The 25,653-nt window shown below is 67.5% G+C and carries 30 protein-coding genes; 12 read left to right on the plus strand and 18 right to left on the minus strand.

Annotated features, from left to right (window positions below; genetic code table 11):
- Both LL964_RS19330 and LL964_RS19335 read right to left on the minus strand, forming a co-directional pair.
- The coding region (locus tag LL964_RS19330) for a biotin/lipoyl-containing protein (RefSeq protein WP_309301743.1) at nucleotides 1-137 on the minus strand (137 nt) is incomplete at its 3' end.
- 375 nt (nucleotides 138-512) lie between these two features.
- Nucleotides 513-1,058: a DNA-deoxyinosine glycosylase gene (locus LL964_RS19335; RefSeq protein ID WP_104585182.1), complete on the minus strand. Its 546-nt coding sequence runs from the start codon at nucleotides 1,056-1,058 to the stop codon at nucleotides 513-515.
- Nucleotides 1,059-1,216: 158 nt separating this feature from the next.
- Between LL964_RS19335 and LL964_RS19340 the strand changes: the two genes are divergently transcribed.
- Nucleotides 1,217-1,888 (plus strand): OmpW/AlkL family protein, encoded by a 672-nt coding sequence (locus tag LL964_RS19340; RefSeq protein WP_104585183.1) that lies wholly within the window; start codon nucleotides 1,217-1,219, stop codon nucleotides 1,886-1,888.
- Between the two features lie 130 nt (nucleotides 1,889-2,018).
- On the opposite strand, the gene LL964_RS19345 is transcribed toward LL964_RS19340, so the two are convergent.
- The 5 genes from LL964_RS19345 to LL964_RS19365 all read right to left on the minus strand — a co-directional run bounded on the left by LL964_RS19345 (nucleotide 2,019) and on the right by LL964_RS19365 (nucleotide 6,551).
- Complete coding sequence (locus LL964_RS19345; RefSeq protein ID WP_104585185.1) at nucleotides 2,019-2,576, minus strand: CcdC protein domain-containing protein; 558 nt, start codon at nucleotides 2,574-2,576, stop codon at nucleotides 2,019-2,021.
- 262 nt (nucleotides 2,577-2,838) lie between these two features.
- Nucleotides 2,839-3,642 (minus strand): MetQ/NlpA family ABC transporter substrate-binding protein, encoded by an 804-nt coding sequence (locus LL964_RS19350; RefSeq protein ID WP_104585186.1) that lies wholly within the window; start codon nucleotides 3,640-3,642, stop codon nucleotides 2,839-2,841.
- 183 nt (nucleotides 3,643-3,825) lie between these two features.
- The gene (locus LL964_RS19355; RefSeq protein WP_104585188.1) at nucleotides 3,826-4,524 is read right to left on the minus strand and encodes a methionine ABC transporter permease; all 699 of its coding nucleotides are present in this window, start codon (nucleotides 4,522-4,524) and stop codon (nucleotides 3,826-3,828) included.
- Nucleotides 4,521-5,528, minus strand: coding sequence for a methionine ABC transporter ATP-binding protein (locus LL964_RS19360; protein WP_104585190.1), 1,008 nt, complete (start codon nucleotides 5,526-5,528; stop codon nucleotides 4,521-4,523). Before LL964_RS19360 ends, LL964_RS19355 begins: the two co-directional genes overlap by 4 nt.
- 126 nt (nucleotides 5,529-5,654) lie before the next feature.
- Nucleotides 5,655-6,551, minus strand: coding sequence for a DMT family transporter (locus tag LL964_RS19365; protein ID WP_104585606.1), 897 nt, complete (start codon nucleotides 6,549-6,551; stop codon nucleotides 5,655-5,657).
- A 107-nt stretch (nucleotides 6,552-6,658) separates the two neighbouring features.
- Here LL964_RS19365 and LL964_RS19370 point away from each other — a divergent pair, with 107 nt between their 5' ends.
- From LL964_RS19370 to LL964_RS19395, 6 genes are all read left to right on the plus strand, one after another.
- Nucleotides 6,659-7,144 (plus strand): YajQ family cyclic di-GMP-binding protein, encoded by a 486-nt coding sequence (locus LL964_RS19370; protein ID WP_104585192.1) that lies wholly within the window; start codon nucleotides 6,659-6,661, stop codon nucleotides 7,142-7,144.
- A 154-nt stretch (nucleotides 7,145-7,298) separates the two neighbouring features.
- Complete coding sequence (locus tag LL964_RS19375) at nucleotides 7,299-7,757, plus strand: hypothetical protein (protein ID WP_104585194.1); 459 nt, start codon at nucleotides 7,299-7,301, stop codon at nucleotides 7,755-7,757.
- Nucleotides 7,750-9,489 carry an ATP-binding response regulator gene (locus tag LL964_RS19380; RefSeq protein WP_104585196.1) on the plus strand — a complete coding sequence of 580 codons (1,740 nt, stop codon included), beginning with the start codon at nucleotides 7,750-7,752 and terminating at the stop codon, nucleotides 9,487-9,489. Before LL964_RS19375 ends, LL964_RS19380 begins: the two co-directional genes overlap by 8 nt.
- Nucleotides 9,467-10,321 (plus strand): alpha/beta hydrolase, encoded by an 855-nt coding sequence (locus tag LL964_RS19385; RefSeq protein ID WP_228329509.1) that lies wholly within the window; start codon nucleotides 9,467-9,469, stop codon nucleotides 10,319-10,321. Before LL964_RS19380 ends, LL964_RS19385 begins: the two co-directional genes overlap by 23 nt.
- A 108-nt stretch (nucleotides 10,322-10,429) precedes the next feature.
- Nucleotides 10,430-10,999, plus strand: a complete 570-nt coding sequence (locus LL964_RS19390) for a DUF1415 domain-containing protein (protein WP_104585609.1) — start codon at nucleotides 10,430-10,432, stop codon at nucleotides 10,997-10,999.
- A 160-nt stretch (nucleotides 11,000-11,159) separates the two neighbouring features.
- Nucleotides 11,160-11,966, plus strand: a complete 807-nt coding sequence (locus LL964_RS19395) for an SDR family oxidoreductase (protein WP_104585611.1) — start codon at nucleotides 11,160-11,162, stop codon at nucleotides 11,964-11,966.
- Between the two features lie 74 nt (nucleotides 11,967-12,040).
- Here LL964_RS19395 and LL964_RS19400 read toward each other — a convergent pair whose 3' ends face one another.
- Genes LL964_RS19400 through LL964_RS19410 form a run of 3 tightly spaced genes read right to left on the minus strand, consistent with a single transcriptional unit; the run spans nucleotide 12,041 to nucleotide 14,495 of the window.
- On the minus strand, nucleotides 12,041-12,721 hold the full coding sequence (locus LL964_RS19400) for an HAD family hydrolase (RefSeq protein WP_104585198.1): 681 nt from the start codon (nucleotides 12,719-12,721) through the stop codon (nucleotides 12,041-12,043).
- The gene (locus LL964_RS19405) at nucleotides 12,718-13,431 is read right to left on the minus strand and encodes a pseudouridine synthase (protein ID WP_104585200.1); all 714 of its coding nucleotides are present in this window, start codon (nucleotides 13,429-13,431) and stop codon (nucleotides 12,718-12,720) included. The genes LL964_RS19400 and LL964_RS19405 overlap by 4 nt, the downstream gene beginning before the upstream one ends.
- Nucleotides 13,428-14,495: a class I SAM-dependent methyltransferase gene (locus LL964_RS19410; RefSeq protein ID WP_104585202.1), complete on the minus strand. Its 1,068-nt coding sequence runs from the start codon at nucleotides 14,493-14,495 to the stop codon at nucleotides 13,428-13,430. Before LL964_RS19410 ends, LL964_RS19405 begins: the two co-directional genes overlap by 4 nt.
- Nucleotides 14,496-14,640: 145 nt before the next feature.
- On the opposite strand from LL964_RS19410, the gene LL964_RS19415 reads away from it, so the two are divergent.
- Nucleotides 14,641-14,901, plus strand: coding sequence for a hypothetical protein (locus tag LL964_RS19415; RefSeq protein ID WP_104585204.1), 261 nt, complete (start codon nucleotides 14,641-14,643; stop codon nucleotides 14,899-14,901).
- 117 nt (nucleotides 14,902-15,018) lie between these two features.
- Here LL964_RS19415 and LL964_RS19420 read toward each other — a convergent pair whose 3' ends face one another.
- From LL964_RS19420 to LL964_RS19440, 5 genes are all read right to left on the minus strand, one after another.
- Nucleotides 15,019-16,356, minus strand: a complete 1,338-nt coding sequence (locus LL964_RS19420) for a PQQ-dependent sugar dehydrogenase (RefSeq protein ID WP_104585206.1) — start codon at nucleotides 16,354-16,356, stop codon at nucleotides 15,019-15,021.
- A gap of 87 nt (nucleotides 16,357-16,443) precedes the next feature.
- Nucleotides 16,444-16,746 (minus strand): DUF3247 family protein, encoded by a 303-nt coding sequence (locus LL964_RS19425; protein ID WP_104585208.1) that lies wholly within the window; start codon nucleotides 16,744-16,746, stop codon nucleotides 16,444-16,446.
- Between the two features lie 118 nt (nucleotides 16,747-16,864).
- Nucleotides 16,865-18,898: a hybrid sensor histidine kinase/response regulator gene (locus tag LL964_RS19430; protein WP_146092307.1), complete on the minus strand. Its 2,034-nt coding sequence runs from the start codon at nucleotides 18,896-18,898 to the stop codon at nucleotides 16,865-16,867.
- A gap of 124 nt (nucleotides 18,899-19,022) precedes the next feature.
- The gene (locus LL964_RS19435; RefSeq protein WP_104585210.1) at nucleotides 19,023-19,313 is read right to left on the minus strand and encodes a hypothetical protein; all 291 of its coding nucleotides are present in this window, start codon (nucleotides 19,311-19,313) and stop codon (nucleotides 19,023-19,025) included.
- Nucleotides 19,300-19,746 carry a hypothetical protein gene (locus LL964_RS19440; protein ID WP_167395198.1) on the minus strand — a complete coding sequence of 149 codons (447 nt, stop codon included), beginning with the start codon at nucleotides 19,744-19,746 and terminating at the stop codon, nucleotides 19,300-19,302. The genes LL964_RS19435 and LL964_RS19440 overlap by 14 nt, the downstream gene beginning before the upstream one ends.
- A gap of 246 nt (nucleotides 19,747-19,992) precedes the next feature.
- Here LL964_RS19440 and LL964_RS19445 point away from each other — a divergent pair, with 246 nt between their 5' ends.
- Nucleotides 19,993-20,568: a DUF3016 domain-containing protein gene (locus LL964_RS19445; protein WP_104585214.1), complete on the plus strand. Its 576-nt coding sequence runs from the start codon at nucleotides 19,993-19,995 to the stop codon at nucleotides 20,566-20,568.
- Nucleotides 20,569-20,722: 154 nt separating this feature from the next.
- Here the strand turns inward: LL964_RS19445 and alr are convergent, their stop codons facing one another.
- Together alr and LL964_RS19455 are read right to left on the minus strand one after the other, a co-directional pair.
- Complete coding sequence (alr, locus tag LL964_RS19450) at nucleotides 20,723-21,844, minus strand: alanine racemase (protein WP_104585216.1); 1,122 nt, start codon at nucleotides 21,842-21,844, stop codon at nucleotides 20,723-20,725.
- Complete coding sequence (locus tag LL964_RS19455) at nucleotides 21,844-23,133, minus strand: D-amino acid dehydrogenase (protein ID WP_104585218.1); 1,290 nt, start codon at nucleotides 23,131-23,133, stop codon at nucleotides 21,844-21,846. Before LL964_RS19455 ends, alr begins: the two co-directional genes overlap by 1 nt.
- Nucleotides 23,134-23,280: 147 nt before the next feature.
- Between LL964_RS19455 and LL964_RS19460 the strand changes: the two genes are divergently transcribed.
- Nucleotides 23,281-23,760: an Lrp/AsnC ligand binding domain-containing protein gene (locus LL964_RS19460; RefSeq protein WP_104585220.1), complete on the plus strand. Its 480-nt coding sequence runs from the start codon at nucleotides 23,281-23,283 to the stop codon at nucleotides 23,758-23,760.
- A 39-nt stretch (nucleotides 23,761-23,799) separates the two neighbouring features.
- Here the strand turns inward: LL964_RS19460 and LL964_RS19465 are convergent, their stop codons facing one another.
- Nucleotides 23,800-24,231 (minus strand): hypothetical protein, encoded by a 432-nt coding sequence (locus LL964_RS19465; RefSeq protein ID WP_104585222.1) that lies wholly within the window; start codon nucleotides 24,229-24,231, stop codon nucleotides 23,800-23,802.
- A gap of 311 nt (nucleotides 24,232-24,542) precedes the next feature.
- Between LL964_RS19465 and msrB the strand changes: the two genes are divergently transcribed.
- Nucleotides 24,543-25,007 carry a peptide-methionine (R)-S-oxide reductase MsrB gene (gene msrB, locus LL964_RS19470; RefSeq protein WP_104585614.1) on the plus strand — a complete coding sequence of 155 codons (465 nt, stop codon included), beginning with the start codon at nucleotides 24,543-24,545 and terminating at the stop codon, nucleotides 25,005-25,007.
- A gap of 131 nt (nucleotides 25,008-25,138) precedes the next feature.
- The gene (locus tag LL964_RS19475; RefSeq protein WP_208621381.1) at nucleotides 25,139-25,612 is read left to right on the plus strand and encodes an MliC family protein; all 474 of its coding nucleotides are present in this window, start codon (nucleotides 25,139-25,141) and stop codon (nucleotides 25,610-25,612) included.
- Nucleotides 25,613-25,653: the final 41 nt, after the last annotated feature.

The following is a 25,653-nucleotide window of genomic DNA, read 5'->3' on the forward strand; positions in this document are numbered from 1 at the left end:
GTGGCCTTGTCCGATTCCAGCGTGACCAGGCTCTGGTCCTTGCTGACCGTATCGCCGACGGACACCAGCACCTCGATTACCGGGACGTCGCTGTAGTCACCGATATCGGGGACAAGTGCTTCCTTGATTTCGGCCATACGGGGAACTCCGGCAACAGATGGGGAAACCCCTATTGTGGCCGGCCACGGGCCGCAGCGCCAACCATTGCCGGTGAAAAGATCGCGCGCCGGGCGGGATGCTGTGTCCGCGATCGCACGGGCGCGATCGCTTCCAGGCATGTAGGTGCAGCTGAAACGGCTGCAATCGCGCGCTCGACGGCAAACGATACGCCAGCGCATTGTCCGGCGCGTCGCGCGTGTCGACCTGCAGGCACGGTCGCTGCGCACGCGGCCGCAATGTGTCCGCCTGCGGCTGCATCGTGCGCGCGATGCGCTACCCGAGGCGAGCTCTGGCGGCCATCACCGACCACGCGATGCGATGGCGGCGGTGCAACGCTGATGCGAGCGGCGCCATCAGGCCTGCAGCGCATCGCGCAGCGGTTGCCATGCGCTGCATAACTGCGGCAACGACCAGCCGGCGTTGGCAGGACTGGTGGACGGTAGCGCGACCACCGCGATGCTGCGCGCATCGGCCGCAAGCAGTGGCTGCACATGCCGACGCCAGGCCTGGGCTGCAGCGCCGCCGTTGCAGGCGACCAGACGCAGTTGCGGCAGCGTGGCGAGCAGGGAGGGCAACGGGTTGATCACGATGCTGTCGCCCACGATGGCCGCATCCAGGCTACCGCGTCGCTCACACTGAGCGATCACGTCCCACACACCAACGCCAGATGCGTTCAGTGCCTCTACGCGCAAGGCATAGCCGCTGGCCGCATCGATGCCCAATAGCGCATGCATCAGCGGCCAGAAACGGTTCCGCGGATGCGCGTAGTACCGCGCAGCATCCAGCGAGGCCACGCCCGGCATCGACCCGAGCACCAGGACGCGGCAATCGCGGCGAACGTGCGCTGGTAGACCTTTTCGGGTGTCGTCTTTCGTCACGGCAACCGCATCTGCGTGAATGTTTTTTCAACCTGCATGCCGCAACGACGGCCTCCGCAGGAAAGTTCCTGAACAAACGGAATTTTAGCGAGTTCCAGGTCGGGGTGGATTCAGATTTTCAGGAATAGCTTTGGCGCGGCCCACTCCACGGGCCCAACAACAAGACGAGGAGACCCTCAATGCGTTCCATTTCCATCCTGAGCCTGGCTGCTGTATCCGCACTTGCGATTGCACCGTCCGCGTTCGCGCAGGACACCACCTATTCCGGCGACACCTCCTCGACTTCCACTGCTGCCGACAGCGCGTCGGGCAAGCATTGGGCCGTGGTCGGTGGTGTTGCCCTGCTCCAGCCGAAGAACGATCCGGCTCCGGGCCTGGACGTAGACGGCGGCCCGGCGCCCACGCTGAGCGCCAGCTACTTCATCAACGATAACTGGGCGGTCGAGCTGTGGGGCGCTGCCGACAAATTCAACCACCGCGTCAACGCCGATGGCGCCGGCAAGATTGGCACCGTCGAACAGCAGCCGATCGCCATCAGCGGCCAGTATCACTTCGGCCAGGCTGACAACGTGTTCCGTCCGTTCGTGGGCGTCGGTTACTACGAGTCGAACTTCAGCAACGAGAAGATCGACGCCGCATCGCCCAACGGCCAGCACGTCGGCATCGATACCGCCAAGGGTGTGATCGGCACCGTCGGTGTGGACATGAACATCAACTCCACCTGGTTCGCACGCGCCGACGCTCGCTACATGCGTTCGCGCCCCGAACTGCGCGTGGGCGGCCAGGGCACCGGCAGCGAGCTGGAACTGGATCCGTGGACCGTTGGCTTCGGCATCGGCGCGCGCTTCTAAGCATTCGCCGAGACGCAGCGCAATGGGTTAACGAAGAACGGGCCGCAAGGCCCGTTTTTTTCTGCCCCCTGAAAATGCAGATCACCGGCTGCAGCAGGCCGCTGTCGTCCGAACCCTTGCCGCCCGCGCTTCAACGCCAATACACGCTGCCGCGCAGCCGCGCGTTGCGCCAGCGCCACCACAGCAATGTGGCGTAGGCAAGCGCATAACCGAGCAACAGCCCGGCCGCGCCCAGCAGACTGGCATGACTCAGCCAACCGTCGACGGGCCATGCCACACCCTGCCAGGTGCTGCGCCAGCCCTGCACCATGCCGGCAATCACCCGCGCCACCACCAATGCCGCCAACGCCAGTGCCAGCCACAGATTGGGGCGGTAGAACAGGCCTTGCGGGGTACGCTCGAAGCGGGTCAGGCGCAGGGCAAGAACACCCAACACCAGCCCGCAGGCCCAACCGAACGCGGCATGGCCAATCGCACCCGGCCAGAACGCGGCAGCGATCAGGGTGAAGACGACAAACAATCCGCTGGACAAGGCAGCCGATCCCAGGTTGATCAGCAGCAACCAGCCCCGCGCCTGCCGCCGCGCAGTGCCCACACGAAAGCGCTGCAATAACGACAGCGGGAATAGCACCGCGAACACCGCCAGGGCAATGATCACGGCCAGCGGAATGGCGAGCAGCAGCGGCATCGAAAGGCGTACGGGTCGGGACGGGCGCCCACGCTACTACGCCTGCGTCGAAGAAGATGTGCGTGCTGTCGCCATGGGCATCGTCAGCACGCGGCACGCGGCATGCCGCCTGGCGCCCCTCCCATCGATGCCTCATGCATCGCGATCACAGGCAAGGGTCACCCACGCCTGACACCTGCACGGCAGGCCTCGCCTGCTTCGCCGAAAGCAACAACACGCTACGCGCGCCCGCAATGCCGGCGCGCATGACGTGCGCAAGCGCTCAGAACGCCGGCAGCACCGCGCCCTTGTACTTCTGCTCGATGAAGGCCTTCACTTCCGGGCTGGTCAGCGCCTTGGCCAGCTTCTGCACGCGCGCATCGTCCTTGTTGTCCGCGCGTGCCACCAGGAAGTTCACGTACGGCGAGTCCTTGCTCTCGATCGCCAGCGCATCGCGGGTGGGATTGAGCCCGGCATCGAGCGCGTAGTTGGTGTTGATCAGGGCCAGGTCGACCTGATCGAGCACGCGCGGCAGCATGGCCGAATCGAGTTCGCGGAATTTCAGCTGCTTGGGGTTGTCGACGATGTCGCGCTGGGTCGACAGCGCATTGCTCGGATCCTTGAGTTTGATCACACCGGCCTTGTCGAGCAGGATCAGCGCGCGGCTATTGTTGCTCGGGTCGTTGGGGATCACCACGTCGGCGCCGCTGGGCAGATCGGCCAGCGCCTTGAAGCGGCGCGAGTACGCGCCGAACGGCTCGATATGCACGCCGACCACGGTGACCAGCTGGCTCTTGCGGTCGCGGTTGTACGCGTCCAGGTAGGGCTCGGTCTGGAAATAATTCACGTCGATCTGCTTCTGCACGACCTGATCGTTGGGCTGCACATAGTCGTTGAACACCCGCACGTCCAGCTTCAGGCCCTGCTTGGCCAGCAGCGGTTCGACCACTTCCAGGATCTCGGCGTGCGGCACCGCGGTGGCGGCCACGGTCAGGGTATCTCCGCCGCTGCCGCCAGTGCTGCCGCCGCAGGACGCCAGCGCCAGCGTGGCTGTAACCAGAAGAGAACGAAACGCGAAAGTGCTCATGTAGGGGGTCCGTGGGAGAAGGAATGCGAAAAACTGCAGACGTTAAACCTAGCAGACCGCAGCGGCGGCCGCGATCGGCATTCCGGCACGCCATGGCGCGCGCCGCCGGTATCCATCTCCATCGACGCGGCAGCGCGCAGGCCGCCCCGCGGCAAGCAGCGAAGGAATACGACCGGCGCCAGCTCAGCGCCGGCTGTAGTGTGCGACCAGCCTGTCGCCCACCATCTGCAGCAGCTGCACCAGCACCAGCAAGGCGATGACGGTGATCAGCGCGACATCGGCGTGCGAGCGCATGTAACCCTCGCGGTAGGCCACATCGCCCAGCCCGCCGGAACCGATCGCCCCGCCCATGGCGGTGAAGCCGATCAGCGCGATGGTGGTCACCGTCGCGCCGGCGATCAGGCCCGGGCGTGCTTCGGGCAGCAGCACCCGCAGCACCAGTTGCCGGGTGGTGGCGCCCATCGCCTGGCTGGCTTCGATGATGCCGCGATCGACTTCGCGCAATGCGGTTTCCACCAGCCGCGCATAGAACGGCGCCGCGCCCACCACCAGCGGCAGGATCGCGCCGCGCACGCCGAGCGAGGTGCCCATCAGCATCAGCGTGAGCGGAATCATCGCGATCATCAGGATGATGAAGGGCACCGAGCGCAGCAGGTTGATGATCAGGGCCAGCGCGCCATACAGCAGCGGGCGGCGACGCAGCTGCGGTGCGCCGCACAGGAACAGCGCAACGCCCAGCGGCAGGCCGATCAGCAGCGTCAGCGGCAGCGCGCCGGCCAGCATCAGCAGGGTATCCAGGGTGGCCTGGCCGATATCGCCCCACTTGGCGGCATCGAGATTGCGGAAGAAGCCGCCAGCAGCGGCGATCGTCAGGGACGTCATACGCGCAGATCCTCCACCTGCACGCCGGCGGCGACGAAGCCGGCGCGCGCGGCATTCTGATCGCCCCCGGTCAGGGCAACGATCAACTGGCCGTACGGAGTGTCCTTGATGCGGTCCACGCGCCCGGACAGGATGTTGTAGTCCACCCCGGTTTCGCGGGCGATGCGGCCCAGCACCGGCTCGTAGGTGCCGTTGCCCAGGAAGGTCAGCCGCACGATGCGCCCGCCGACGGCGGCGAAGTCGCGGTGCAGCTCGGCCTCGTCCACGTGTTCGGCTTCGGAGACGAAGCGCCGGGTGGTGGCATGCTTGGGATGCAGAAACACCTCGGTGACCGGGCCGGTTTCCACCAGCTTGCCGGCGTCCAGCACCGCCACGCGGTCGCAGACGCGGCGGATCACATCCATTTCGTGGGTGATCAGCACGATGGTCAGGCCCAGCTCGCGGTTGATCTGCGCCAGCAGCTGCAGCACCGAGGCGGTGGTCTGCGGATCCAGCGCGCTGGTGGCCTCGTCGCACAGCAGGATCTGCGGCCGGGTGGCCAGCGCGCGCGCGATGCCCACCCGCTGCTTCTGCCCGCCCGATAGTTGCGCCGGATACTTACCGGCATGTTCCTGCAGCCCGACCCGGGCCAGCAGCTCGGCCACCCGCGCATCGATCTCGGCACGCGGCGTACCGGCCAGTTCCAGCGGGAAGGCCACGTTGCCGGCCACGGTGCGCGAGGACAGCAGGTTGAAATGCTGGAAGATCATGCCGATCCGCCTGCGCAAGGCGCGCAGGCCCTGGCTGTCCAGCGCAGTGACGTCTTCCTCGCCGATCAGCAGGCGCCCGCCGCTGGGCTCTTCGAGCCGGTTGATCAGCCGGATCAGCGTGGATTTGCCGGCGCCGGAGTGGCCGATGATGCCGAACACCTCGCCGGGACCGATCCGCAGATCGAGCGGATGCAGCGCCACGATCTGACGACCGTCAACGGAATAGGACTTGTGCAGGCGCTGAAACTGGATCACCGCGCTTAGCCGGTTGGGGGGTCGTGAAGCCTACCACCGGGATTGGGGATTGGGGATTGGGGATTGGCAAAGGCCACGGCGACTCTGCTGTAGCCAATCCCGAATGCCGAATCCCCAATCCCGTCCTCACGGCCGTTCAAGCGGCAGCGGCCTGTCGGCCTTGCGTATGCGTTCCCGGCGTAACAAATACAGGCCACTGGCGACGATGATGCCGGCGCCGGCCCAGGTCCAACGGTCGGGCAGGCTCTGCCATAGCAGCCAGTCCCAGCCGATCACCCAGACCAGCCCGGTGTATTCGAGCGGCGCGATCATCGAGGCCTCGCCGCGCAGGAAGGCCTGGGTCAGCGCGATCTGGCCCAGCGCGCCGGCCAGGCCCATCCCGGCGATCAGCCAGGCGTACCCGCCCTGCAGCGGCACCCAGCCGGGAATGGCCAGCACCCCGGCGCCGATGGCCATCAACAGCAGGAACCACACCACCATCGCCTGCGGCGTATCGGTGCGGGTCAACAGGCTCACCGTGACCGCGGCGGCCGCATAGGCCGTGGCCGCCAGCAGCACCATCAATCCCGGCAACGAGATCAGGCCGTCCACGCCGGGGCGCAGCACCACGATCACGCCGACAAGACCGATACCGATCGCCGTCCAGCGCCGCGGCCCCACCTGCTCGCCCAACAGCGGCACCGACAGCGCCGCCACCAGCAACGGCGCCACGAAGTACAGCGTGTAGGCGGTCGATAGCGGCATCCGCTTCAGGCCGTAGACGAAGCAACCGATCATTGCCATGCCCAAGGCCCCGCGCAGCAGATGCAAGCCCCAGCGCACCGGCACGATGGAACGCGGCCCGGCGGTGGCCAGTACCCACACCAGCACGAACGGCAACGAGGCGGCGCCACGCAGCAGGGTCACCTGCAGCGGTGGATAGTGCGCCGACAGCAACTTCATTCCCGCATCCATCAGCGAGAAGCAGGCCACGGCGGCCATCATCCAGGCGATGGCGGGAAGCGGAGAACGGGTGTCGGGCATGGGCGCATTATCGCCGCCACCACGCGAGCGCCGCCAATGCATGGACGCGGGCATCGCGGTCCGATGGCCTAGAATGGCCGCTGTACTCAGCACAGCAGGAGCCTTGCATGCCTTCCTTCGACGTGGTGTCCGAAGTCGACAAGCACGAATTGACCAATGCGGTGGACCAGGCCAACCGTGAACTGGACACGCGTTTCGACTTCAAGGGGGTCCAGGCCAGGTTCGAACTGGAAGACGGCAAGGCGATCAACCAGTCCGCACCCAGCGACTTCCAGCTCAAGCAGATGACCGATATCCTGCGCGCGCGGCTGCTGGCGCGCGGCATCGACGTGCGCTGCCTGGAGTTCGGCGACGTGGAAACCAACCTGGCCGGGGCGCGGCAGAAGGTCACCGTCAAGCAGGGCATCGAACAGAAGCAGGCCAAGCAATTGGTCGCCAAGCTCAAGGAGGCCAAGCTCAAGGTCGAAGCGCAGATCAACGGCGACAAGCTGCGCGTGACCGGCAAGAAGCGCGACGACCTGCAGGATGCGATCGCGCTGCTGAAGAAGGCCGACATCGAGTTGCCGCTGCAGTTCGACAACTTCCGCGATTGAGCACACTCGAACGGTGACGGTGTTGGCGGCGATCGACCGGGCGGTACTACGGCCAACCACACGTAGGGGCGATGCGCCCTGGCGCGGATATTGCGGACGGTGCGTCGCCATCGTGCCGAATCTGCGCGACCGGCCGCAGGTGTAGCGACCCGCGATGCATGCCCTGCTTGCCAGCCTGCTGCATCGCCTGCGCGCCAGCCGCCGCGCCGGTGTGTGTGCCACAGACGCCACAGAGGCCTTGCATGCGCAACCACGGATCGAAGCCGGATCGACGCTGCATACCATGGCCGAGCTGGACCCGGTCCAGGCGGCCGCCTTTGCCGATGCCTTTGCGGTGGAGATCGACCGCGCCATCGCGCAGTGCACGCTGGGTGCGGCCAACACCCGCCAGGAGCAGGCGCTGCAACAGATCCATGCGTTGAAGAACACCCTTTCGCTGACCGGCTCGCAGCCCCTGCTGAGGGCCTGCGACCAGCTGCGCGACGATGTGGAGCGCGGCGCCTGCGATGACACGCTCGCGCACCGTTTCACCGCGGTGGCGACCGCCGCGGCGCTGCTGGTCGAACAGTACCGGCGCACCCTCCCTTCCGACGACACCGACCTCGATGCCTAGCACCTCCCACCGCGCCGCGCCCGGCCTGATCCCGGCGGCCAGGCAGTTGCGTAACGACAGACTGGTACGGCTGCTCGAGTCGTTCCTGGAGTACCGCGCCTGCGTCGGCCGCGCGATCGTGCAGACCATCGTGATGCTGTGGTGCCTTGGCTGGCTGTACGGCCCGCAGCCGGTGCTGGTCAAGGATGCGCATGCGGTGTTCCCGACCGCGGTGGCCTTGTGGATCATCTCGGTCACATGGATGGTGCTGGTACGGCGCAAGCGCATCCCGCAATGGGAATGGCTGGACGCGGCAGGCTTTGCGATGAGCCTGCTGTTCATCGGCATCCAGACCTCGCTGGCCTTCATCCTGCTGATGTCCTTGAATGCGTTCCTGCCGTTCATCACCATTGCCGCGGTGGCGCGCTACGGGCAGCGCGCCACCTTCCCGGTGCTGCTCAGTACCTTCGTGCTGATGCTGGTGACCGCACCGGACGGCTACTGGCTGTCGCGGCCTGCGTACTTCGTCTACGCGGTGGCGCTGAGCATGGTGCTGCCCTTGCTGGTGTCGCGCATCGTGATCGCCATGCAGGAAGTGGCGCTGCAGGCGCTGGCCTCGCGCGATGCGCAGAGCCGCTTCATCAGCACGATGAATCACGAACTGCGCACGCCGTTGAACGCGGTGATCAACTGCGCGCAACTGATCGACACCACGGCAATGCCGGCCGAACAACGCGACCTGATGCAGGCGGTGACCGTCAACGCGACCGCCCTGCGCCATCGCGTCAACGAAGTGCTGGACGTGGCCAGCATCGATGGCGGGCGCCTGCAATTGCACAGCAAGCCGTTGAACATGCTGGACGTGTTGACCACCGTCAGAGCGGTCTGCGCAACCGCCGCCTCCACCAAGGGCGTGACGCTGAGCGTGCGCCTGGAAGCGGCGCAGACGCCATACCTGCTGGGCGACGAAGGCCGCATCGAACAGGTGATCACCAACCTGGTGGTCAATGCGATCAAATTCACACCGGCCGGCGGTGCGGTCGATCTGCTGATCGAGGCAAGCCTGACGCAGCAGCGCTGGACGATCGAAGTCATCGTCACCGACACCGGCATCGGCGTACCCGATGACAGCAAGGCCTACATCTTCACGCCGTTCACCCAGCTCAGCACCGGCTTCGGCCGCACCGAAGGCGGCGTCGGCCTGGGTCTATACATCGCCCTGTCGGTCTCCGAGGCGATGGGCGGCAGCCTGACGGTGAGCGACAACCCTGCAGGCGGCAGCATCTTCCGCTGGATCTTCGAACTGCCGGCCGCCGCGGCCGACAGCAGCCGCGCCGGCGACCTGCGCGATGCACTGGCCGAGCACGCACGGACGGTAACGTCATTGCATTGCCTGGTGTTCGAAGACATGGACACCAACCGCCTGGTGATCGGCAACCTGCTCAACCGCGCCGGGCATCGGGTGAGTTTCCATGCCGATGGCAACGATGCCGTGCAGCGTATCTTCGAGGCCGCGCCGGACATCGTCTTCCTGGATCTGCACATGCCCGGCACCTCCGGCTGGGATGCGCTGGTACAGGCGCGCGATGCGATGGCCACGCTGCCGCCGATCATCGTGCTGACCGCCGATACGCGCACCGATTCGATGCGCGAAGCCGCCGCTGCCGGCGTGGCCGGTTACCTGTCCAAGCCGATCAATGCGCATGAACTGCTCGCGCTGCTCGCCCGGCATGCCCAGCAACGAGCGCATTGACCTGAAACCCGGCAATGCGGCGCGCCAGCACTGGCACACCGCAGCGCCGGCACGCAGTGCCATGGCATTGCTCTATCTGCACGGGTTTTCCGCAAGCCCGGGCGAGGCCGGTGCGCTGCCCGAACGGATCGCCGATGCGCTGGAGGCCAACTGCTACGTGCACCGCTGGCCCGGGCATGGGTGCAGCGCAGCCGATGCGATGCAGGGGCTGACCCCAACGGCACTGCAGGACTCGGCACTGGAGGCACTGGCCCAGGCGCAACGCATGGGCGAGCGCGTGGCGATCGTTGGCTCGTCGATGGGCGCAACGCTGGGCTTATGGCTTGCGGCGCACCGCCCCGCGCGGATCGCTGCGGTGGTGGCCTGGTCGCCCGGCATCCAACCTACTCATCCGGGCCTGCTCGATCGGCTCTGCCAGGCGCAAGCGCCGGTGACCGATCCCTATCCGCGTACCGAGGCCGCCCTGGCGTACTGGTCGCAGACCGTGCACCCGGATGGCTTTCGCGCCTTGCGCGATCTGTTCGCACTGTTCGCGGCCGACCCGCCGTGGCCGCAGGTGCATTGCCCGGTGATGCTGGGCTATTACCGCGGCGCCGATGGCGAGGAGGATCAGATCTCCTCGGTGCCGGCGATGTTGGCCATGTTCGAGGCGCTGGGCACCGCGCCCTCGCAGAAGCAGGCGGTGGCCTTCGCCAGCGGCGCGCATGCCATCGGTTCGCCGCACAAGACCCCGATGGCTGAAGCGGTGGCGCAGGCGACGGTGGATTTCCTGCGCATGCAGGTCGGCGGCGCGCGGCGGAGCAATACCGCTGCCGACGACAGGCCGCGCTAGCACGCCTGCTGCATGACCGAGTCTGCCGGCGCAGCAGCGCAAACGCAGCATGCGCCGCCGGGCCGGCAGCGATCGCATACACTGGCGCGCCATCACGCCGCCGCCACGATGACCGCCTTGCCCGACCCGCCCGACCCGTTGGCCGCCACCCGCAGCTGGATCGAGCGCGCGGTGATCGGCCTGAACCTGTGCCCGTTCGCCAAGGCGGTGTACGTCAAGCAGCAGGTCCGGCTGGTGCTCAGCGATGCCAGCACGCCGGAGGCGCTGCTGGAGCAACTGGCCGAAGAACTCGTCCTGCTGCGCGATACGCCGGCCGAGCGGATCGACACCACGCTGATCGTGCACCCGGACGTGCTGACCGACTTCCTGGATTACAACGACTTTCTCGACAACGCCGATGCGGCGGTGGAAGCGCTGGACCTGCAGGGCGTGCTGCAGGTGGCCAGCTTCCATCCCGATTACCAGTTCGCCGGTGCCGCGCCGGACGATGTGGCCAACTTCACCAACCGCTCGCCCTTCCCTACCCTGCACCTGCTGCGCGAAGACAGCGTGGAGCGCGCAGTGGCAGCCTTCCCGGATCCGGACGTGATCGTCGAGCGCAACATCGCCACGCTGGAACGGCTGGGGCATGCCGGCTGGGAGCGCGTGTTGAGCGGCTCCGAACAGTCAAGCAGCTGACCCGCACGGCTGCGCCAGGCCGAATGGCGAAAGCAGACGCCGACTCCAACGCCAACGCTTTCCAGACCTGCCGGTTGCGGCCGCATACGCGCCGAGCATGCCGCATCAACGACAGGCGGCGCGTTACAGTGGCCCGGACGTCATTGCCGGTCATGCCCAGATGCCATTGATTCCCGCCGTGTCCGCCTGGAACCCGTCCCCGCTACAGGATCGCGTGGTGGTCATCACCGGCGGCGCGCAAGGGATAGGCCGTGGTATCGCGCAGGCGGTGCTGGGTGCCGGCGGCAGCGTGGTGATCGGCGATCTGGATACAGACGCCGGCAAGGCCTGTCTGCAGGAATGGGCGCTGCCGCGGCGCAGCGCCTTCGTGCGCTGCGATGCCGCGCGCGAGGCACAGGCCACACGCCTGGTCGCCACGGCGCTCAAACGTTTCGGCCGGATCGACGGCCTGGTCAACAATGCCGGCGTGCCCGATCCGCACATCGCCGCGCTGCCGCAACTGGATTGGGAGGAGTGGAATCGCCGCCTGTCCAGCCTGCACGGCGCCTTCCTGTGCAGCAAGCACGCCTTGCCTGCGCTGACGCAGGCGCCGGGAGGTGGCGCCATCGTCAACATCGCCTCCACCCGTGCCGGGCAATCGGAGCCGCATAGCGAAGCCTACGCGGCCGCCAAAGGGGGATTGGTGGCGTTCACGCACGCACTGGCATTGAGCGAAGGCCCGCAGGTGCGCGTCAACAGCATCAGTCCTGGCTGGATCAGCACCGACGCCTGGCGCGCGCCGCAGCGCCGCCGCGCGCCCAGGCTGTCGCGGCGCGACCATGCGCAACATCCGGCCGGACGGGTGGGCACGCCCGAAGACATCGCGCAGCTGGCGGTGTATCTGCTTGCGCCACAGCTGTCCGGTTTCGTCACCGGGCAGGACTTCATCGTCGATGGCGGCATGTCGCGCAAGATGCAGTACGTGTGAGTGCACGACGCGGGCGGGCGATGGAGCGGTGAACGCGACGGGTCGACACGCCAGTACGCACCCAGCCGAACGCTTCAGGGCGACAGGCAGGCTTCCAGCAGGCACTGCGCATCGCCCAGCGAGGGCAGGATGCGATGGCCGAGCGCGCGCACCTCGGCATCGGGTTCGAGCAGGTCCGGAATCTGGATCGGCGTCATGCCGGCCGCCAATGCGGCGCGCACGCCGGTGGGCGAGTCTTCCAGCACCAGGCAACGCGCAGGGTCCACCGCCAGCGTGCGCGCGGCCAGCAGATAGATGTCCGGTGCGGGCTTGGGGTGGGCCACATCGCTGGCCGTGCACACGGCATCGAAGCGCCACAGCAGATCGGCCGCCTGCAGCTTGCGCAGCGCCAACGGGCGCTGGGTGGAGGTGGCCACCGCACGCGGCATGCGCTGGGCGGCCAGATACTCCAGCAGCGCGATGATGCCCGGCCGATGCGGGATACCACGTTCGACTGCGGCAGCGTAGAGCCGTTGCGCGTGCGCCAGCATGGTCCCGGCAGCCGCATCGCCGATCCGTTCGCCCAGCAGCAGGCGGCAGGCCACATCGCCGGTGCCTACCATGCGCAGCCAGAATGCCGGCTCGACCTGCAGGCCCTGCTCGCTCGCCGCCTGCGCCAGACAGCCGGTGATGGCGCGTTCGCTGTCGAGCATCAGGCCATCCATGTCGAAGATCACCGCCTGCGGACGGAACGGCAGCGCGAGGTCGGCGCTCATGCGGCGCCCCCGCCGCCGAACAACAGGTCCAGGTCGGCGGCTGCCAGCGCGCGCCATTGTCCGGACGGCAATGCATCCAGCGACAAGCCGCCGATACGGCTGCGATGCAGCGCCACCACGTGATTGCCGGCGGCAGCGAACATGCGGCGCACTTGGTGATAGCGGCCTTCGTGCAGGGTCAGCCGCGCCTGGCGTGGGCCAAGCACCTCCATTTCGGCAGGCAGCAACGGCTTGGTCTCGCCGTCCAGCAGCAGCGTGCCGCTGGCGAACAGCGTGGCTTCGTCGCCGCGCAGGTCCTCGGCCAGGGTGACCTCGTAGACCTTGTCCAGCGCCGATCTGGGCGAAATGATCCGGTGCAGCAGCGCGCCGTCGTCGGTCATCAGCAGCATGCCGCTGGTGTCGCGGTCCAGCCGGCCGACCGGCGCCAGCACCGGTGCGCGCAGGCGGAAGCGTGGCGGCAGCAGCTCGTAGATCAGCCGGCCGGTGTCCTTGGTCGAACAGGTGTAGCCGCCGGGCTTGTGCAGCAACAGGCTGAAGCCAGGCGGCGGATCGAGCGGTTCGCCATCGATGCGGATCGCCTCGTGTTCGACCTGATCGTCGGCGTACAGCACCTCGCCCTGCGCGTCGGTGATGGCGCCCTGGCGAAACAGCTGGGTCACCTGTTTGCGGCTACCATAGCCCAGATTGGCGATGTGCTTGACCAGCTTCATGCGCGCGCTCCACGTCCGCGGGTGGCGGCGATCAGCTTGAACCCGTCGCGCTCGGCCGCCACACGCACCTCTCCGAAGCTGTCGTTGAGGATCTTTTCGTAGGGCAGATGCCGGTTGGCCACCAGCAAGAGTTGCCCGCCCAGGCGCAGCGCCTGCGCGGCCACCGCGATGAAGCGCTGGCCGATATCCGGCCGATCGGCACGCGACGGCGTGTGGAACGGCGGGTTGCTGAGGATGAAGTCGTACTGGCCCGCCAGCCCGGCGGTGACGTCGTGCCAGTGGTACTGCAATCGCGCCGGATGCGGGATGTCCTGCAGGTTGCGCCGCGCCAGATCCAGCGCGCGCGCCTCGGCCTCGTACAGATCCAGCGCAGTGACCCTGGGGCAACGCGCCAGCACTTCGGCCGACAGGTAGCCGAAGCCCGCGCCGAGATCGGCGCCATGTCCGGCCAGGGTGGCAGGCAGATGCTCGACCAGCAGTGCCGATGCCGGATCGATGCGGTCCCAGGCGAACACGCCCGGACGGCTGAGGAAGCGCCCATCGACGATCCTGCGCGGCGCATCCAGCGCTGCCCAGCGTGCCTGCAGCGCGGTATCGGTGGCCGCCGGCAGCGGCGCGGTCCAGTAAGTGCGGCAGTGGTACTTGGTCAGGCTGCCGGCCAGGCCGCTGAGCTGGTGCAGATCCGCCTCGCCGGAACGCGCGCCCTCGTTATTGGCCTGGCAGGCGACCACCCGCCCGCCGGGCGCGGCCAGCGCCACGGCCCGCGCGAGCAGCGCACGCGCTTCGTCGCGCTGGCGCGGCGGCAACACCAGCACCAACGCATAGCGCGTGCCGTCGGCCTCGATCTGGCGCTCTTCGCGCACCTGCCAGCCGCTGTGTTCCAGCGCCTGTGCGAAGGGACGGAAGCTCTGCTCGCAGATCAACGTTCCGGCGGAGGCCTGCGCGCGCAGGACGGCGCCGTCACGGGCGCGCAGGAACAGCACCGGCCCCGGTGGCCACGGCAGCACGCCCTGGGCAAACGGAAGGAACAGGGCTTGAAGCGGAGCATCGTGCGGGCCAGCCATCGGATCGTCGGGTCGGAAACAGGCCGCCATTGTAAGGGACCTGCGACGCCCGCCAGATCGGGCTTCCAATGTGTATACGGACTATTGATGCCCCGGCAACATCTGCCCACCTACGCTGCAGGCACGCTCACAGTGGAGAGACGCGATGCGCGCATTGTTCGTAGGTGGAGTCGTCGACAACAGCGAAATGGATCTGGACGACACGCCTCCCCCGATGCACTACCCCGAGAACACCGGTGCCGGCCGCCCGCGCTACCGTCTGCATCAGGTCGGCGAGCGCGCGGACGGCAGTCTCGCCTACGCCGTGTATGGTGCGCCGGAAATGGCCGACGACGACATCTCGCGTATCACCGAAGAACGTGGTTATGCACGGCGCTTCAGTGCATCGCCGGAGTCGCCACGCTGAGCCCCGGCCTGGCCCGGCATTGACCGGGCCAGTCTGGCATCAACGGGGGTGACCCGCACGCGCCAGTTCGTCGTTGTCCGGGCCAGATGCGACACCCGCCCGTGAGGTGCGGTTGCGTCAACGCGCCTTCGGCGTCGCCCGCCAGATCACGTTGCCCACGTCGTCGGCCACCAGCAGTGCACCCGCATTGTCGAGCGCGACGCCTACCGGGCGTCCCTGCGCATTGCCTTCGGCATCCAGGAAGCCGTCCAGCACGGTGATCGGCGTACCGCTGGGCTTGCCGCCCACGAAGGGCACGAAAATCACTTTGTAGCCACTGGGCGGATCGCGATTCCAGGAGCCATGCTGGCCGACGAAGGCGCCTTGCCGGAAGCGCTCGGGCAGCAGCGTGCCAGCGGCAAAAGCCAGGCCCAGCGATGCCGTATGCGGGCCCAGCGCATAGTCCGGCTTGATGGCCGTGGCCACCAGGGCGGCGTTCTGCGGCTGCACGCGCTCGTCCACGTGCTGGCCGTAGTAGCTGTAGGGCCAGCCGTAGAAACCGCCATCGCGTACCGAGGTGAGGTAGTCCGGCACCAGGTCGCTGCCGATCTCGTCGCGCTCGTTGACCACCGTCCACAAGGTCTTGCTACCCGGCTCCCAGGCGGTGCCGACCGGGTTGCGCAGGCCACCGGCGAAGACGCGGCTGCTGCCGGTGGTGGGGTCGATCTCCAGGATGGCGGCGCGGTTGAGCTCGGCCTCCATGCCGCGTTCGGCCACATTGCTGTTGGACCCCACGCCGACATACAACTTGCTGCCGTCCGGGCTGGCCAGCAACGACTTGGTCCAGTGATGGTTCAGCCCGCCAGGAAGATTGGCCACGAAGGTCGGCTTGGCGGTGATGTGGGTGTCGCCAGGCGTGTATGGAAAGCTGACCAGCGCGTCGGCGTTGGCCACGTAGAAGCGGTCGCCCACCAGCGCCATGCCGAACGGCGAATACAGGCCGCTGATGAACTGGGTGCGCACCTCGGCCACGCCGTCGCCATCGGCGTCGCGCAGCAAGGTGATGCGATTGGCGCTGGGCACCGCTGCGCCGGCCTTCTTCATCACCGCGCCCTGCACCTTCTTGCGCAGCCCACCGCCGCTGTCGGCATCGTCGGGCTTGGGCGGCTCGGCGGTTTCGGCCACCAGCACATCGCCGTTGGGCAGCACATAGAGCCAGCGTGGGTGGTCGAGATCGCGCGCGAAGGCATTGACCTGCAGATCGTCGGCCGCGGTTGGTTTGGCGTTGGCGGCCCAGCGTTTGACCGGCGCGATCTTGACGGTGGGAATCAGCCGCTTCACCGGCTCGGGCAGCTGCGGATTGGGGCCGGTCCCCTGTTCGATGGCCAATGTGGCGGTATCGCCGCAGCCGGCGAGAACGGCCAGCGCCATCAACGACAGCGGCCAGCGGGCGAACGAAGACAGGGAAGCAGTCATTGCAGCGGATCCTGAACAGTTGCGGCAGCGAGACATCATGCCGACAACCCGACGATGAGAAGTAAACGCATCGTCAATGGATCTCGCTCACCCCTGCGTATCGCTTCCTTGCAGAAAAGGACGCACCGCCACGATCCGATCCAGCCAGATCCAGTGCGGCTCCTGCGAGGCATCGAGTTGATCCAGTCGCAGCTCGCCGTTGATGCCCTCGTTTTCGCGCTCGTCGCGATAGGTCTGCAGCGTCGGACGCACCGCGACCGTGCCGCTGACACTCTGCCCGTCGTCGAGTTCGACATGTACGCGTTGCTGATCGTCGAGCAGGCAGACCCAGTTTTCCAGCGTGGCGATCTGTACCTGCTCGGTATACACGTGCGGGGCGTACTTGGACATGATGCGTTCTCCAACTGCTCGGGCGCTTCACGCTAGGCCAGCGGCCGTGAACACCGCAGCAAAGGCGCCTACCCGGATCTGCGGCGGCGCACTTGCCCCACGCGCCACCGCGCCGGCATCACTCCAGCAATTCGCGCGCGGCGCGCACGGCGGTCACCAGCTGCGCCACGCTGTACGGCTTGGCCAGGTGTTCCTGGAACCCCGAATCCAGCGCGCGCTGACGGTCGTCGTCGCGGGCCAGTGCGGTCACTGCCACCGCCGGCAGCGCGCGCGCATCCAGTCCCAGGTTGTCGCGCACGGTGCGAATCAGCCCGTAACCATCCATGCCGGGCATGCCGATATCGGTGAGCATCACGTCGAAGCGCGCATGGCCACGGTGATCGATCAGCGCCAGTGCATCGGTCGCGCTGCCGGCAGTGACCACCTCGGCACCCTGCTCTTCGAGCAGACGGCGCAGGTAGTCGAGCATGTCCGGCTGGTCCTCCACCGCCAGCAGGCGCAGGCCGTTGAGGGCGCGTGCTTCGACGATCTGTTCGGACATCAGGCGCCGACGCAACTCGCGCCGCGGGCGCCTGGCCTGGTCGGGCAGGTACTCGGGCAGGCGCACGGTGAAGGTGGCGCCCTTGCCGCGGCCGCCGCTGCTGGCGCCGACCTGGCCGCCATGCATCTCCACCAGTTGCTGCACGATCGCCAGGCCCAGGCCCAGGCCCCCGTGCTGGCGCGTGGTCGTGCCGTCGGCCTGACGGAAGCGGCCGAACAGGTGCGGCAGGAATTCGGCCGCAATGCCGTCGCCGGAATCGCGCACCGCCACCAGCAGATGGCCATCGTCGCGTTCGATGGTGACATCGATCCGGCCATGCGCGGGGGTGAACTTGATCGCGTTGGAGAGCAGGTTCCACAGCACCTGCTGCAGCCGCGTGGCGTCGCCCAGCACCAGACATGGCGTGGATGGCGCATGCAGTTGCAGCACCTGGTCCTTGCCCTCGGCGGCCAGCTCCTGCGTATTCAGGGCTTCGCGCACCTGCTCGGCCAGATCCAGCGATTCGACCTCCAGCTGCACCTTGCCCAGCAGCATGCTGCTGAGATCGAGCATGTCCGAGATCAGCCGCTTCTGCGCGCGCGCGCTGCTGGCGATCACCGATAGTCCCTTGTAAGTGGGATGCCCTTCCTCGACCCGCTGCAACAGCAGCTCGCTCCAGCCCAGGATGGTGGTCAACGGCGTGCGCAGCTCGTGCGACAGGGTCGCCAGGAATTCGTCCTTCAGCCGCGCCATGCTCTCGGCTTCGTTGCGTGCGCTGCGTTCGGATTCCAGCAACTGCTCGCGGGCCAGCTCGATCTCGCGTTGTTCGGTCACGTCCGGGCTGCTGCCGGCCAGGCCGATGAAGCGCCCGTCGGCCGAGTAGCGTGGCGTGGCGGTCATCTCGATCCAGCGCCATTGGCTGTCATAGCGGCGCGCGCGTACCAGCGCGCGCAGGCCGCGCTGCGCCTCCAGCGCGGCCGACAGTTCGAACTGGAAGGTCGGCAGGTCCTCCGGATGCAGCAGGTCGCTCCAGGCCGAGACCGTGCCGCTGGAGATATCCAGGCCGAAGAATTCGCCGTAGGCGCTGTTGACGAAGCGCACCACGCCTTGCGCATCCAGCACCCACACCGGCATCGGCAGGCCGTCGGCCAACGCACTGAAGCGCGCCTCGCTTTCGGCCAGTTCGCGTTCGACGCGCTTGCGTTCAGTGATGTCCATGAACAACACCGCCACCCGCGCCTGCTCTGGCTGGCCCACCCGGAATGCATCCACCGAATACCAGCGGCGCAGCGCCTTGGCCTGCATTTCGAAGTGGATGCGGTTGCCGGTCCGGGCGACATGGCCGTAACGATCGAACCATTCCTGCTCGTGATCGGGAAGCATGTCGCGGATGGACACATCGATCGCGTTCGACAGGCCGGTATAGCGCTCGAACGCGCCATTGGTCGTGCGAATCAGGTAATCGACGGCCTGTTCGCCCTCGAAGACCAGATCGATGACGCAGAAGCCGGCATCGATGTTGTGGAAGATCTCGTGATACATCCCCGGATCGAGGAACGGCTCGGCGATGCCGGACGGCAGGGCCGCCGCCAGATCGGGGTGGGGACTGGAAGTACTCAGATCGGAGACCACGGATGCTGCCGGAGCGGATGACGAACAGATGAAACCATGCCCGATGTCGTCAGCGGGTGCACGCACCGACGATCGCGGTCACGCATTGCCGGTAGCGGCCGCACCCCGGGCGGCCTGACGACGCTCACCACAAGGTCGCAGCGGCCAAGGCGATACAGCCAGCCAACAGCACGATCGCGCCCACCACCCCACGAAACACCCATTCGCCCTCGCGGCGCAGTTGTTCGTCCATCCAGCGCTGCGCCTCCTCACGCCAGGCCGTGGAACGCGCGTAGTCGGCATCCAGGAGCAGCAGTCGCACCCGGCTCAGCCCCAGCTCGGCGCACTCGCTGCGACAGCGTTGGCCGAACCCGTCCTCGGGCGTGGAGACCTGCGCGTCCAGCGGCAGATCCAGCTCGAACTCATGCCTGGACATAGTGAGGGCGCTCCTGATCAAGCTCGTTTTCCATCGCCATCCGCGCCAGCTGGGTGTAATTGGCGCGCGGGCCCTGACCGCGCCCGGTGAGCATCCCCTGGTAATCCAGGTCCTGCCATACCCGCCCGGTCCATTCCACGCAGTCCTCGGCGATGACCAGCATCAGTGAGTAGCGGTACTCCACGCCCGTCGCAGCGGTGTAGGCATACACCGGCGGGAACTGCACCGCGACATCGACCTGACGTGCCAGCGCGGCCAGGTGATCGCGCAACGCATCGCGTGGATCCGCACCGGGCGCCAGCTGCAGGGGCCGCGTCGCCAGATCCAGATCCACCTCGCTCTGCAGCGCCACGAAGGCCGCCGCGCCGGTGACGGGGTTGTGCCCGTGCTGCTTGGCCCAATCGATGAATTGCAGGCGCACATCCGCCGGCATGTGCGCTGGCGTCGAAGACACGGACTTTGTGCGGTAAGAGTGGGTATCCATGGCGGCGATCTTCCCGGCCGCGCCGTGAAGCGCGGGCGCAGGCGCGGTGAACCTGTCGTCACGGGCGCAACCGCTGGGGATTAACCGCCAGGCAATGCCGTATCGCCCTCAGCCGCCACGTGCGTTGCGAGCGGCCCAAGGCATCCCCACACTGATACTCCCGGTACGCGACGTACCTTCGGTCTGGAGGCTTTCATGAAACGTTCCCATGTTTCCGGTGCCGCCCTGCTGCTGGCCGGCCTGCTCGCGGCGACCGGGGCGCAGGCGCGCATACGCACGGTCACCGATCCACAGGCGCCGCGCGCGCTGAGCAGCGACGGCCGCGTGGATGTGCGCTGGTCAGACCCCGCCCAGTTCTCCGAAGTGCGCTTCAGCGGCAACCGCTGGGAAGCGCAGCGCGGCGATTGGGTGAGCCAGCTGGCGACACATTTCCGGCAAAGTGCTGCGCGCCAGCTTCCGCAGGGCCAGCACCTGAGCGTGACCATCACCGACATCCGGCGTGCCGGGCAGTACGAGCCCTGGCATGGGCCGCGCATGCAGGATGTGCGCGTGGTCAAGGACATCTACCCGCCGCGCCTGAGCTTCAGCTACGCCCTGACCGGCGCCGATGGCCGGGTGATCGATCAGGGCGAGCGTCAGCTGGTGGATCCGGCCTTCCTGATGAACGGGCCGCGCCTGACCGACAGCGACCCGTTGCGGTTCGAGAAGGCCATGATCGACAACTGGGTGCGCAAGCAGTTCCGTGGCGATCGGAGCACGGCTGGATTGTGAGCTGCCGCTCGAAGTCAACCTCTCCTCGGAGGTAAGGCATGGTGCGGCACCGGCGCGAGTACCAGCGCCGCAAGCGCGGATAGGGGATTGGGACTGAGGGTTCGGAGCTAGGCACTTCTGCTCTTCCAGACTGCACGTCGCTTCGCTCGCACCCTCATCCGGCGCTTCGCGCCACCTTCTCCCGAAGGGAGAAGGAAACTTCGGCCTCGCCCACGTACACCCGCGGCACGCGCTTTAGGCCGCACAACAATTGATAGGCGCTGACATTGCAGTGCGCTGCCAGCGCGCCGGGACGTGGGGCCTGGCCCCACAGCTGCACCGGCGTGCCGATGCCTGCCTGCGGGTGATCGGTCAGGTCCACGGTCAGCATGTCCATGGACACGCGCCCGATCAGCGGGCAGACCTGCCCATCGACCAGCACCGGGGTACCGTTGGGCGCGAATTGCGGGTAGCCGTCGGCGTATCCCATCGCCACCACGCCCACCCGCGTCGGCCGCTGCGCCACGAAGCGGGCGCCGTAACCCACCGGTTCGCCGACCGGCAGCTCGCGCACCGAGATGATGCGCGAGCGCAGCGTCATCACCGGGCGCAGCTGTGCGGTCAGTTCGGTGTCCTGCGGAAAAGGGTTCGCGCCGTACAGCATCAGGCCCGGGCGCGACCAGTCGTTGCGCAGGGCCGGCCAGCCGAGCAGACCGGGCGAATTGCGGATGCTGGTTTCCGCACGCATGCCGCCAGCGGTCAGCGCAAAGGCCACCGCCTGTTCGTCGGTGCGGCTGCAGTCCAGCTCGTCGGCACGCGCCAGGTGGGTCATCAGCACGATCGAGGCGATCTGGGGCAGGCCACGCAGGCGCAGCCAGGCCGCGCGGAAGTCCTCCGGCGACAGCCCCAGCCGGTGCATGCCGCTATCCAGCTTCAACCAGATGCGCAGCGGCCGCGGGCTCTGGAACTCGGCCAGTGCGCGCACCTGCTGCGGGGTGGCCACCACCGTCCATAGATCGTGCTCGGCGATCAGGCGCAGCTCGTCCTGCTCGAAAAAGCCTTCCAGCAGCAGGATCGGCGCAGCGATACCTGCCTGGCGCAGTTCCAGCGCCTCTTCGATGCAGGCCACTGCGAAGCCGTCGGCCTCCGGCTCCAGCGCCTGCGCGCAGCGCACCGCGCCGTGCCCATAGGCATCGGCCTTGACCACCGCCAGCGCCTTGCTGCCGCCCAGCCGTCTGGCCAGGCGGTAGTTGTGACGCAATGCGTCCAGATCGATCGACGCCTGCGCAGGACGCACTACGCGGCCTCCCGCTGCGGACGCGCCGTGCGCGGTGACAGGTAGCGGAACACGTCCAGCCCTTCGGTATCGATTTCGGGCGTGCGCCCCTGCATCAGGTCGGCCAGGTAGCGCCCGGAGCCGCAGGCCATGGTCCAGCCCAGGGTGCCGTGGCCGGTATTGAGGAACAGGTTGGAATACGGCGTGGCACCGACCACCGGCGTGCCATCCGGGGTGGCCGGGCGAAGACCGGTCCAGAACTCGGCGTGCGCCAGGTCGCCGCCGCCGGGATACAGGTCGTTGACCACCATTTCCAAGGTGGCGCGGCGGCGTGGATTCAGCGACAGGTCGAACCCGGCCACCTCGGCCATGCCGCCGACGCGGATGCGGTCGTCGAAGCGGGTCAAGGCGATCTTGTAGCTCTCGTCCAGCACCGTGGAGGTCGGCGCGCGCTGCGCATCGACGATCGGAATGGTCAGCGAATAGCCCTTGAGCGGATAGACCGGTAGGTGCAGGCCCAGCGACAGCAGCAGGTCGGCCGAATAGCTGCCCAGCGCCAGCACGTAGCGGTCGGCGGTCTCGGTGCGGCCGTCGATCTGCACACCGGCGATCTCACCACCGGCATGCAGCAGGCGCTCGACCTGCTGCCCGTAGCGGAAGGTGACGCCGGCCTGCGCGGCCAGCGCGGCCAAGCGCTGGGTGAACAGCCGGCAGTCGCCGGTCTGGTCTTCGGGCAGGCGCAGGGCGCCGGCCATCTGCGCACCGCCCCCGGCCAGGCCGGGCTCGTACTGGGCGATCTGCGCCGGGCTCAGCAGCTCGTACGGCACGCCGTACTGGGCCAGCACCTCGATGTCCTGCGCGGCGGCATCCAGCTGCTGCTGGGTGCGGAACAGCTGGGTGGTGCCAAGCTGGCGGCCTTCGAATTCGATGCCGGTGTCGGCACGCAACGCATTGAGGCAGTCGCGGCTGTAGTCGGACATGCGCACCATGCGCGCCTTGTTCACCGCGTAACGCTCGGCGGTGCAGTTGCGCAGCATCTGGCTCAGCCATGCCAGCTGGCGCAGATCGCGGGTGGGGCGGATCGACAGCGGCGCATGCTGTTCGAACAACCACTTCATCGCCTTGCCGGGTACGCCGGGCGCGGCCCATGGCGAGGTATAGCCGAACGACAGCTGGCCGGCATTGGCATAGCTGGTCTCCAGCGCCGCCGCCGGCTGGCGGTCGACCACGGTGACCTCGCAGCCGGCCTGGGCCAGATACCACGCGCTGGTGGTGCCGATGACGCCGCTACCGAGAATGAGCACCCGCATGTCGCTCTCCTGAAAGGGTATTCCCCCACGACTACGCACTTGGGGAACCAGTTAGGCACAGTATATTGCGAGCCAGGCAGTGCCATTTCCGGAATGGAGCCGCCTTTGCAGTGAAAATTCCTGTCAAACCCAGTGGAGCCAAATCCCATGCCCGCCCGTACGCGCGAACTGGACAAGATCGATCGCAAGATCCTGCGCATCCTGCAGCAGGAGGGGCGCATTTCGTTCACGGAACTGGGCGAACGGGTGGGCCTGTCGACCACGCCGTGCACCGAGCGGGTGCGCCGGCTGGAGCGCGACGGCGCCATTACCGGCTACTACGCCCGGCTGGATCCGCATTATCTCAAGGCCAGCCTGCTGGTTTTCGTGGAGATCAGCCTGGCCTACAAATCCGGCGACATCTTCGAGGAATTCCGCCGCGCCGCGCTGAAGCTGCCCAACGTGCTGGAATGCCACCTGGTCTCCGGCGATTTCGACTATCTGCTCAAGGCACGCATCAGCGAGATGGCCTCCTATCGCAAACTGCTCGGCAGCACCTTGCTGACCCTGCCGCACGTGCGCGAATCCAAGAGCTACATCGTGATGGAAGAGGTCAAGGAGACCCTGGCGTTGCCGATCGAGGGCTGAGATCCAGGATTCGGGAGTGGGGATTCGTGACGGCTGGGGTCAACGCACCACGCGCATGCCGTCGCCGGCCGGAACCGCGTCGTAGTAACGCCCGGTCTTGATATCCAGCACCCGGTTGGGACCGGCCGGCTGCATGCCTTGCAGCAGACGGCCATTGCGGTCGTAGACCATGGGCGCGCCGGCGGGCGCGACCTGGCTGCCTGCCGGTGCCGTCGGCGTCAGCGCCGGGCCATGGGTCGGGATGGTCGGCGCGGCCGGGCGCTGCCCCAGCTGCGAGGGCACGGGTGCGGCGGCCGGGGGCGGCTGCATGGCACGCGGGGGCGTCACGGTCGGCTGAACCGGCGTCGGCGTGGTGATGGGCTGCAGGCTCGTGGACGAGCGCGTACTGGTGGCCGATTGCGCCAATGCCGCGCCAGCGCAGGTAATTAATACGCAAAGCAGCACGCCGCGTATCGAACGCTGGATTGCCATGACGTCACCCCCGGTAATGTGGTCGTTCCACTGCAATGGGGACGCCAGGCCGGTACGGCAATGCAGGTCCGCGCTCTGCCGATGAACGCGTCGGCCAGATCACGGCGGCGCGAAGAGGCGTGCCCTGATCACTCACGCTACGGCTGCGCTGCCGGGCGCGCCCGGAACAGGCGCGGCGCAACGGTCCGAGCCCCGCGCGCACGGGGGGCCGCCGGCCCGGGCGCGACATCGGGCGGTTGAACCCGTCGCGCACTGCCCACATCACTGGAGCAGATGCCGGCGCCCTGCTGGCGCAGTTCTGCGAGAGCCTCATGAGCCAGTTCGATCTGACCCCTCCCTCCCCCGCCCAGCGCGACGCCCTGATCGCCGGGCTCAGCGACGAGGAACGGCGCGTTTTGCTGCAACATGGCACCGAGGCGCCGTTCTGCGGGGTGTTCCTGGACAACAAGCTGGACGGCGTCTACGGCTGCCGCCTGTGCGGGCTGCCGCTGTTCCGCTCCAGCACCAAGTTCGACTCCGGCACCGGCTGGCCGAGCTTCTTCGCCCCGTACGACAGCGCCCATGTCCGCGAGATCCGTGATACCAGTTACGGCATGATTCGCACCGAGATCGTCTGCGCGCGCTGCGACAGCCATCTGGGCCACGTGTTTCCGGACGGCCCGCCGCCGACCGGCGAGCGCCACTGCCTCAATTCGGTGTCGCTGGGCTTCACAGAAACCGGGCAGCCGTTCCCGAATCCCTTGCAGCGTGGTGGCGCAGAGGCGCAGCCGGCCTGAGGCTCCACGACGCCGGGAAGCGGACGCGATCGACGGCTGCGGCGATCGCATGGCCGCATCGTGGCAAATGCAGCCATGCGCGCTTCATCGCCGCTGCCGCGGCAATCCGGATCCAGCCAGGAGTCCAGCAGATGCAGATCCTCTCGACCCTGATCTCCGCCAGCCTGCTGGCGAGCGCGCTTGCCGCTTGCAGCGCAGGCGACAGACCAACAACGGCGCAGCCGGCCAGCTCGCCAGTTGCAGGCTCGCCTGCCGCCCCCGCCCACCAGCCTCCCGCCGGCACCGACGCCAGCGTGAATGGCCCGCTACCCCGCCCGGACACGGCAAGCGCCCCATCCGATGCGTCATCGCTACCCGCCGATGCGGTGGTCTGGCGCTGCGGCCCACGTCGCGTCACCACACGTTTCGATCCGGCCAGCGATGCCCTTCGCCTGACGCTGGAACAACGAACCCTGACCTTGCTCGGCGCCCAGGCCGGCTCCGGGGCGCGTTTTGCCGATGCCCAGGGCAATCAGTTCTGGGAACATGGCGGCGAAGCGACGCTGTCGCTGGCTGGCGGCGAAGCGGTCAAATGTGTGCATGAGGCCGCCGCGACAATCGGCTGAGCGTTCAGCTGGAGCGCACACCTTCGCACCTGGCACTTCAA

The organism is Xanthomonas melonis (assembly GCF_020783655.1).
Taxonomy (GTDB): domain Bacteria; phylum Pseudomonadota; class Gammaproteobacteria; order Xanthomonadales; family Xanthomonadaceae; genus Xanthomonas; species Xanthomonas melonis.

What these genes read in the sequence shown, in the direction of transcription:
- LL964_RS19385 (WP_228329509.1), top strand. Translation starts at nt 9,467, where the DNA reads ATGCCCAGCAACGAGCGCATTGACCTGAAACCCGGCAATGCGGCGCGC.
- msrB (WP_104585614.1), top strand. Translation starts at nt 24,543, where the DNA reads ATGAGCCAGTTCGATCTGACCCCTCCCTCCCCCGCCCAGCGCGACGCC.
- LL964_RS19395 (WP_104585611.1), top strand. Translation starts at nt 11,160, where the DNA reads ATGCCATTGATTCCCGCCGTGTCCGCCTGGAACCCGTCCCCGCTACAG.
- LL964_RS19410 (WP_104585202.1), bottom strand. Translation starts at nt 14,495, where the DNA reads ATGGCTGGCCCGCACGATGCTCCGCTTCAAGCCCTGTTCCTTCCGTTT.
- LL964_RS19345 (WP_104585185.1), bottom strand. Translation starts at nt 2,576, where the DNA reads ATGCCGCTGCTGCTCGCCATTCCGCTGGCCGTGATCATTGCCCTGGCG.
- LL964_RS19420 (WP_104585206.1), bottom strand. Translation starts at nt 16,356, where the DNA reads ATGACTGCTTCCCTGTCTTCGTTCGCCCGCTGGCCGCTGTCGTTGATG.
- LL964_RS19460 (WP_104585220.1), top strand. Translation starts at nt 23,281, where the DNA reads ATGCCCGCCCGTACGCGCGAACTGGACAAGATCGATCGCAAGATCCTG.
- LL964_RS19475 (WP_208621381.1), top strand. Translation starts at nt 25,139, where the DNA reads ATGCAGATCCTCTCGACCCTGATCTCCGCCAGCCTGCTGGCGAGCGCG.
- LL964_RS19440 (WP_167395198.1), bottom strand. Translation starts at nt 19,746, where the DNA reads ATGCCGGCGGATGTGCGCCTGCAATTCATCGATTGGGCCAAGCAGCAC.
- LL964_RS19370 (WP_104585192.1), top strand. Translation starts at nt 6,659, where the DNA reads ATGCCTTCCTTCGACGTGGTGTCCGAAGTCGACAAGCACGAATTGACC.
- LL964_RS19380 (WP_104585196.1), top strand. Translation starts at nt 7,750, where the DNA reads ATGCCTAGCACCTCCCACCGCGCCGCGCCCGGCCTGATCCCGGCGGCC.
- LL964_RS19425 (WP_104585208.1), bottom strand. Translation starts at nt 16,746, where the DNA reads ATGTCCAAGTACGCCCCGCACGTGTATACCGAGCAGGTACAGATCGCC.
- LL964_RS19400 (WP_104585198.1), bottom strand. Translation starts at nt 12,721, where the DNA reads ATGAGCGCCGACCTCGCGCTGCCGTTCCGTCCGCAGGCGGTGATCTTC.
- LL964_RS19435 (WP_104585210.1), bottom strand. Translation starts at nt 19,313, where the DNA reads ATGTCCAGGCATGAGTTCGAGCTGGATCTGCCGCTGGACGCGCAGGTC.
- LL964_RS19365 (WP_104585606.1), bottom strand. Translation starts at nt 6,551, where the DNA reads ATGCCCGACACCCGTTCTCCGCTTCCCGCCATCGCCTGGATGATGGCC.
- LL964_RS19455 (WP_104585218.1), bottom strand. Translation starts at nt 23,133, where the DNA reads ATGCGGGTGCTCATTCTCGGTAGCGGCGTCATCGGCACCACCAGCGCG.
- LL964_RS19415 (WP_104585204.1), top strand. Translation starts at nt 14,641, where the DNA reads ATGCGCGCATTGTTCGTAGGTGGAGTCGTCGACAACAGCGAAATGGAT.
- LL964_RS19355 (WP_104585188.1), bottom strand. Translation starts at nt 4,524, where the DNA reads ATGACGTCCCTGACGATCGCCGCTGCTGGCGGCTTCTTCCGCAATCTC.
- LL964_RS19390 (WP_104585609.1), top strand. Translation starts at nt 10,430, where the DNA reads ATGACCGCCTTGCCCGACCCGCCCGACCCGTTGGCCGCCACCCGCAGC.
- LL964_RS19340 (WP_104585183.1), top strand. Translation starts at nt 1,217, where the DNA reads ATGCGTTCCATTTCCATCCTGAGCCTGGCTGCTGTATCCGCACTTGCG.
- LL964_RS19350 (WP_104585186.1), bottom strand. Translation starts at nt 3,642, where the DNA reads ATGAGCACTTTCGCGTTTCGTTCTCTTCTGGTTACAGCCACGCTGGCG.
- LL964_RS19375 (WP_104585194.1), top strand. Translation starts at nt 7,299, where the DNA reads ATGCATGCCCTGCTTGCCAGCCTGCTGCATCGCCTGCGCGCCAGCCGC.
- LL964_RS19445 (WP_104585214.1), top strand. Translation starts at nt 19,993, where the DNA reads ATGAAACGTTCCCATGTTTCCGGTGCCGCCCTGCTGCTGGCCGGCCTG.
- LL964_RS19465 (WP_104585222.1), bottom strand. Translation starts at nt 24,231, where the DNA reads ATGGCAATCCAGCGTTCGATACGCGGCGTGCTGCTTTGCGTATTAATT.
- LL964_RS19405 (WP_104585200.1), bottom strand. Translation starts at nt 13,431, where the DNA reads ATGAAGCTGGTCAAGCACATCGCCAATCTGGGCTATGGTAGCCGCAAA.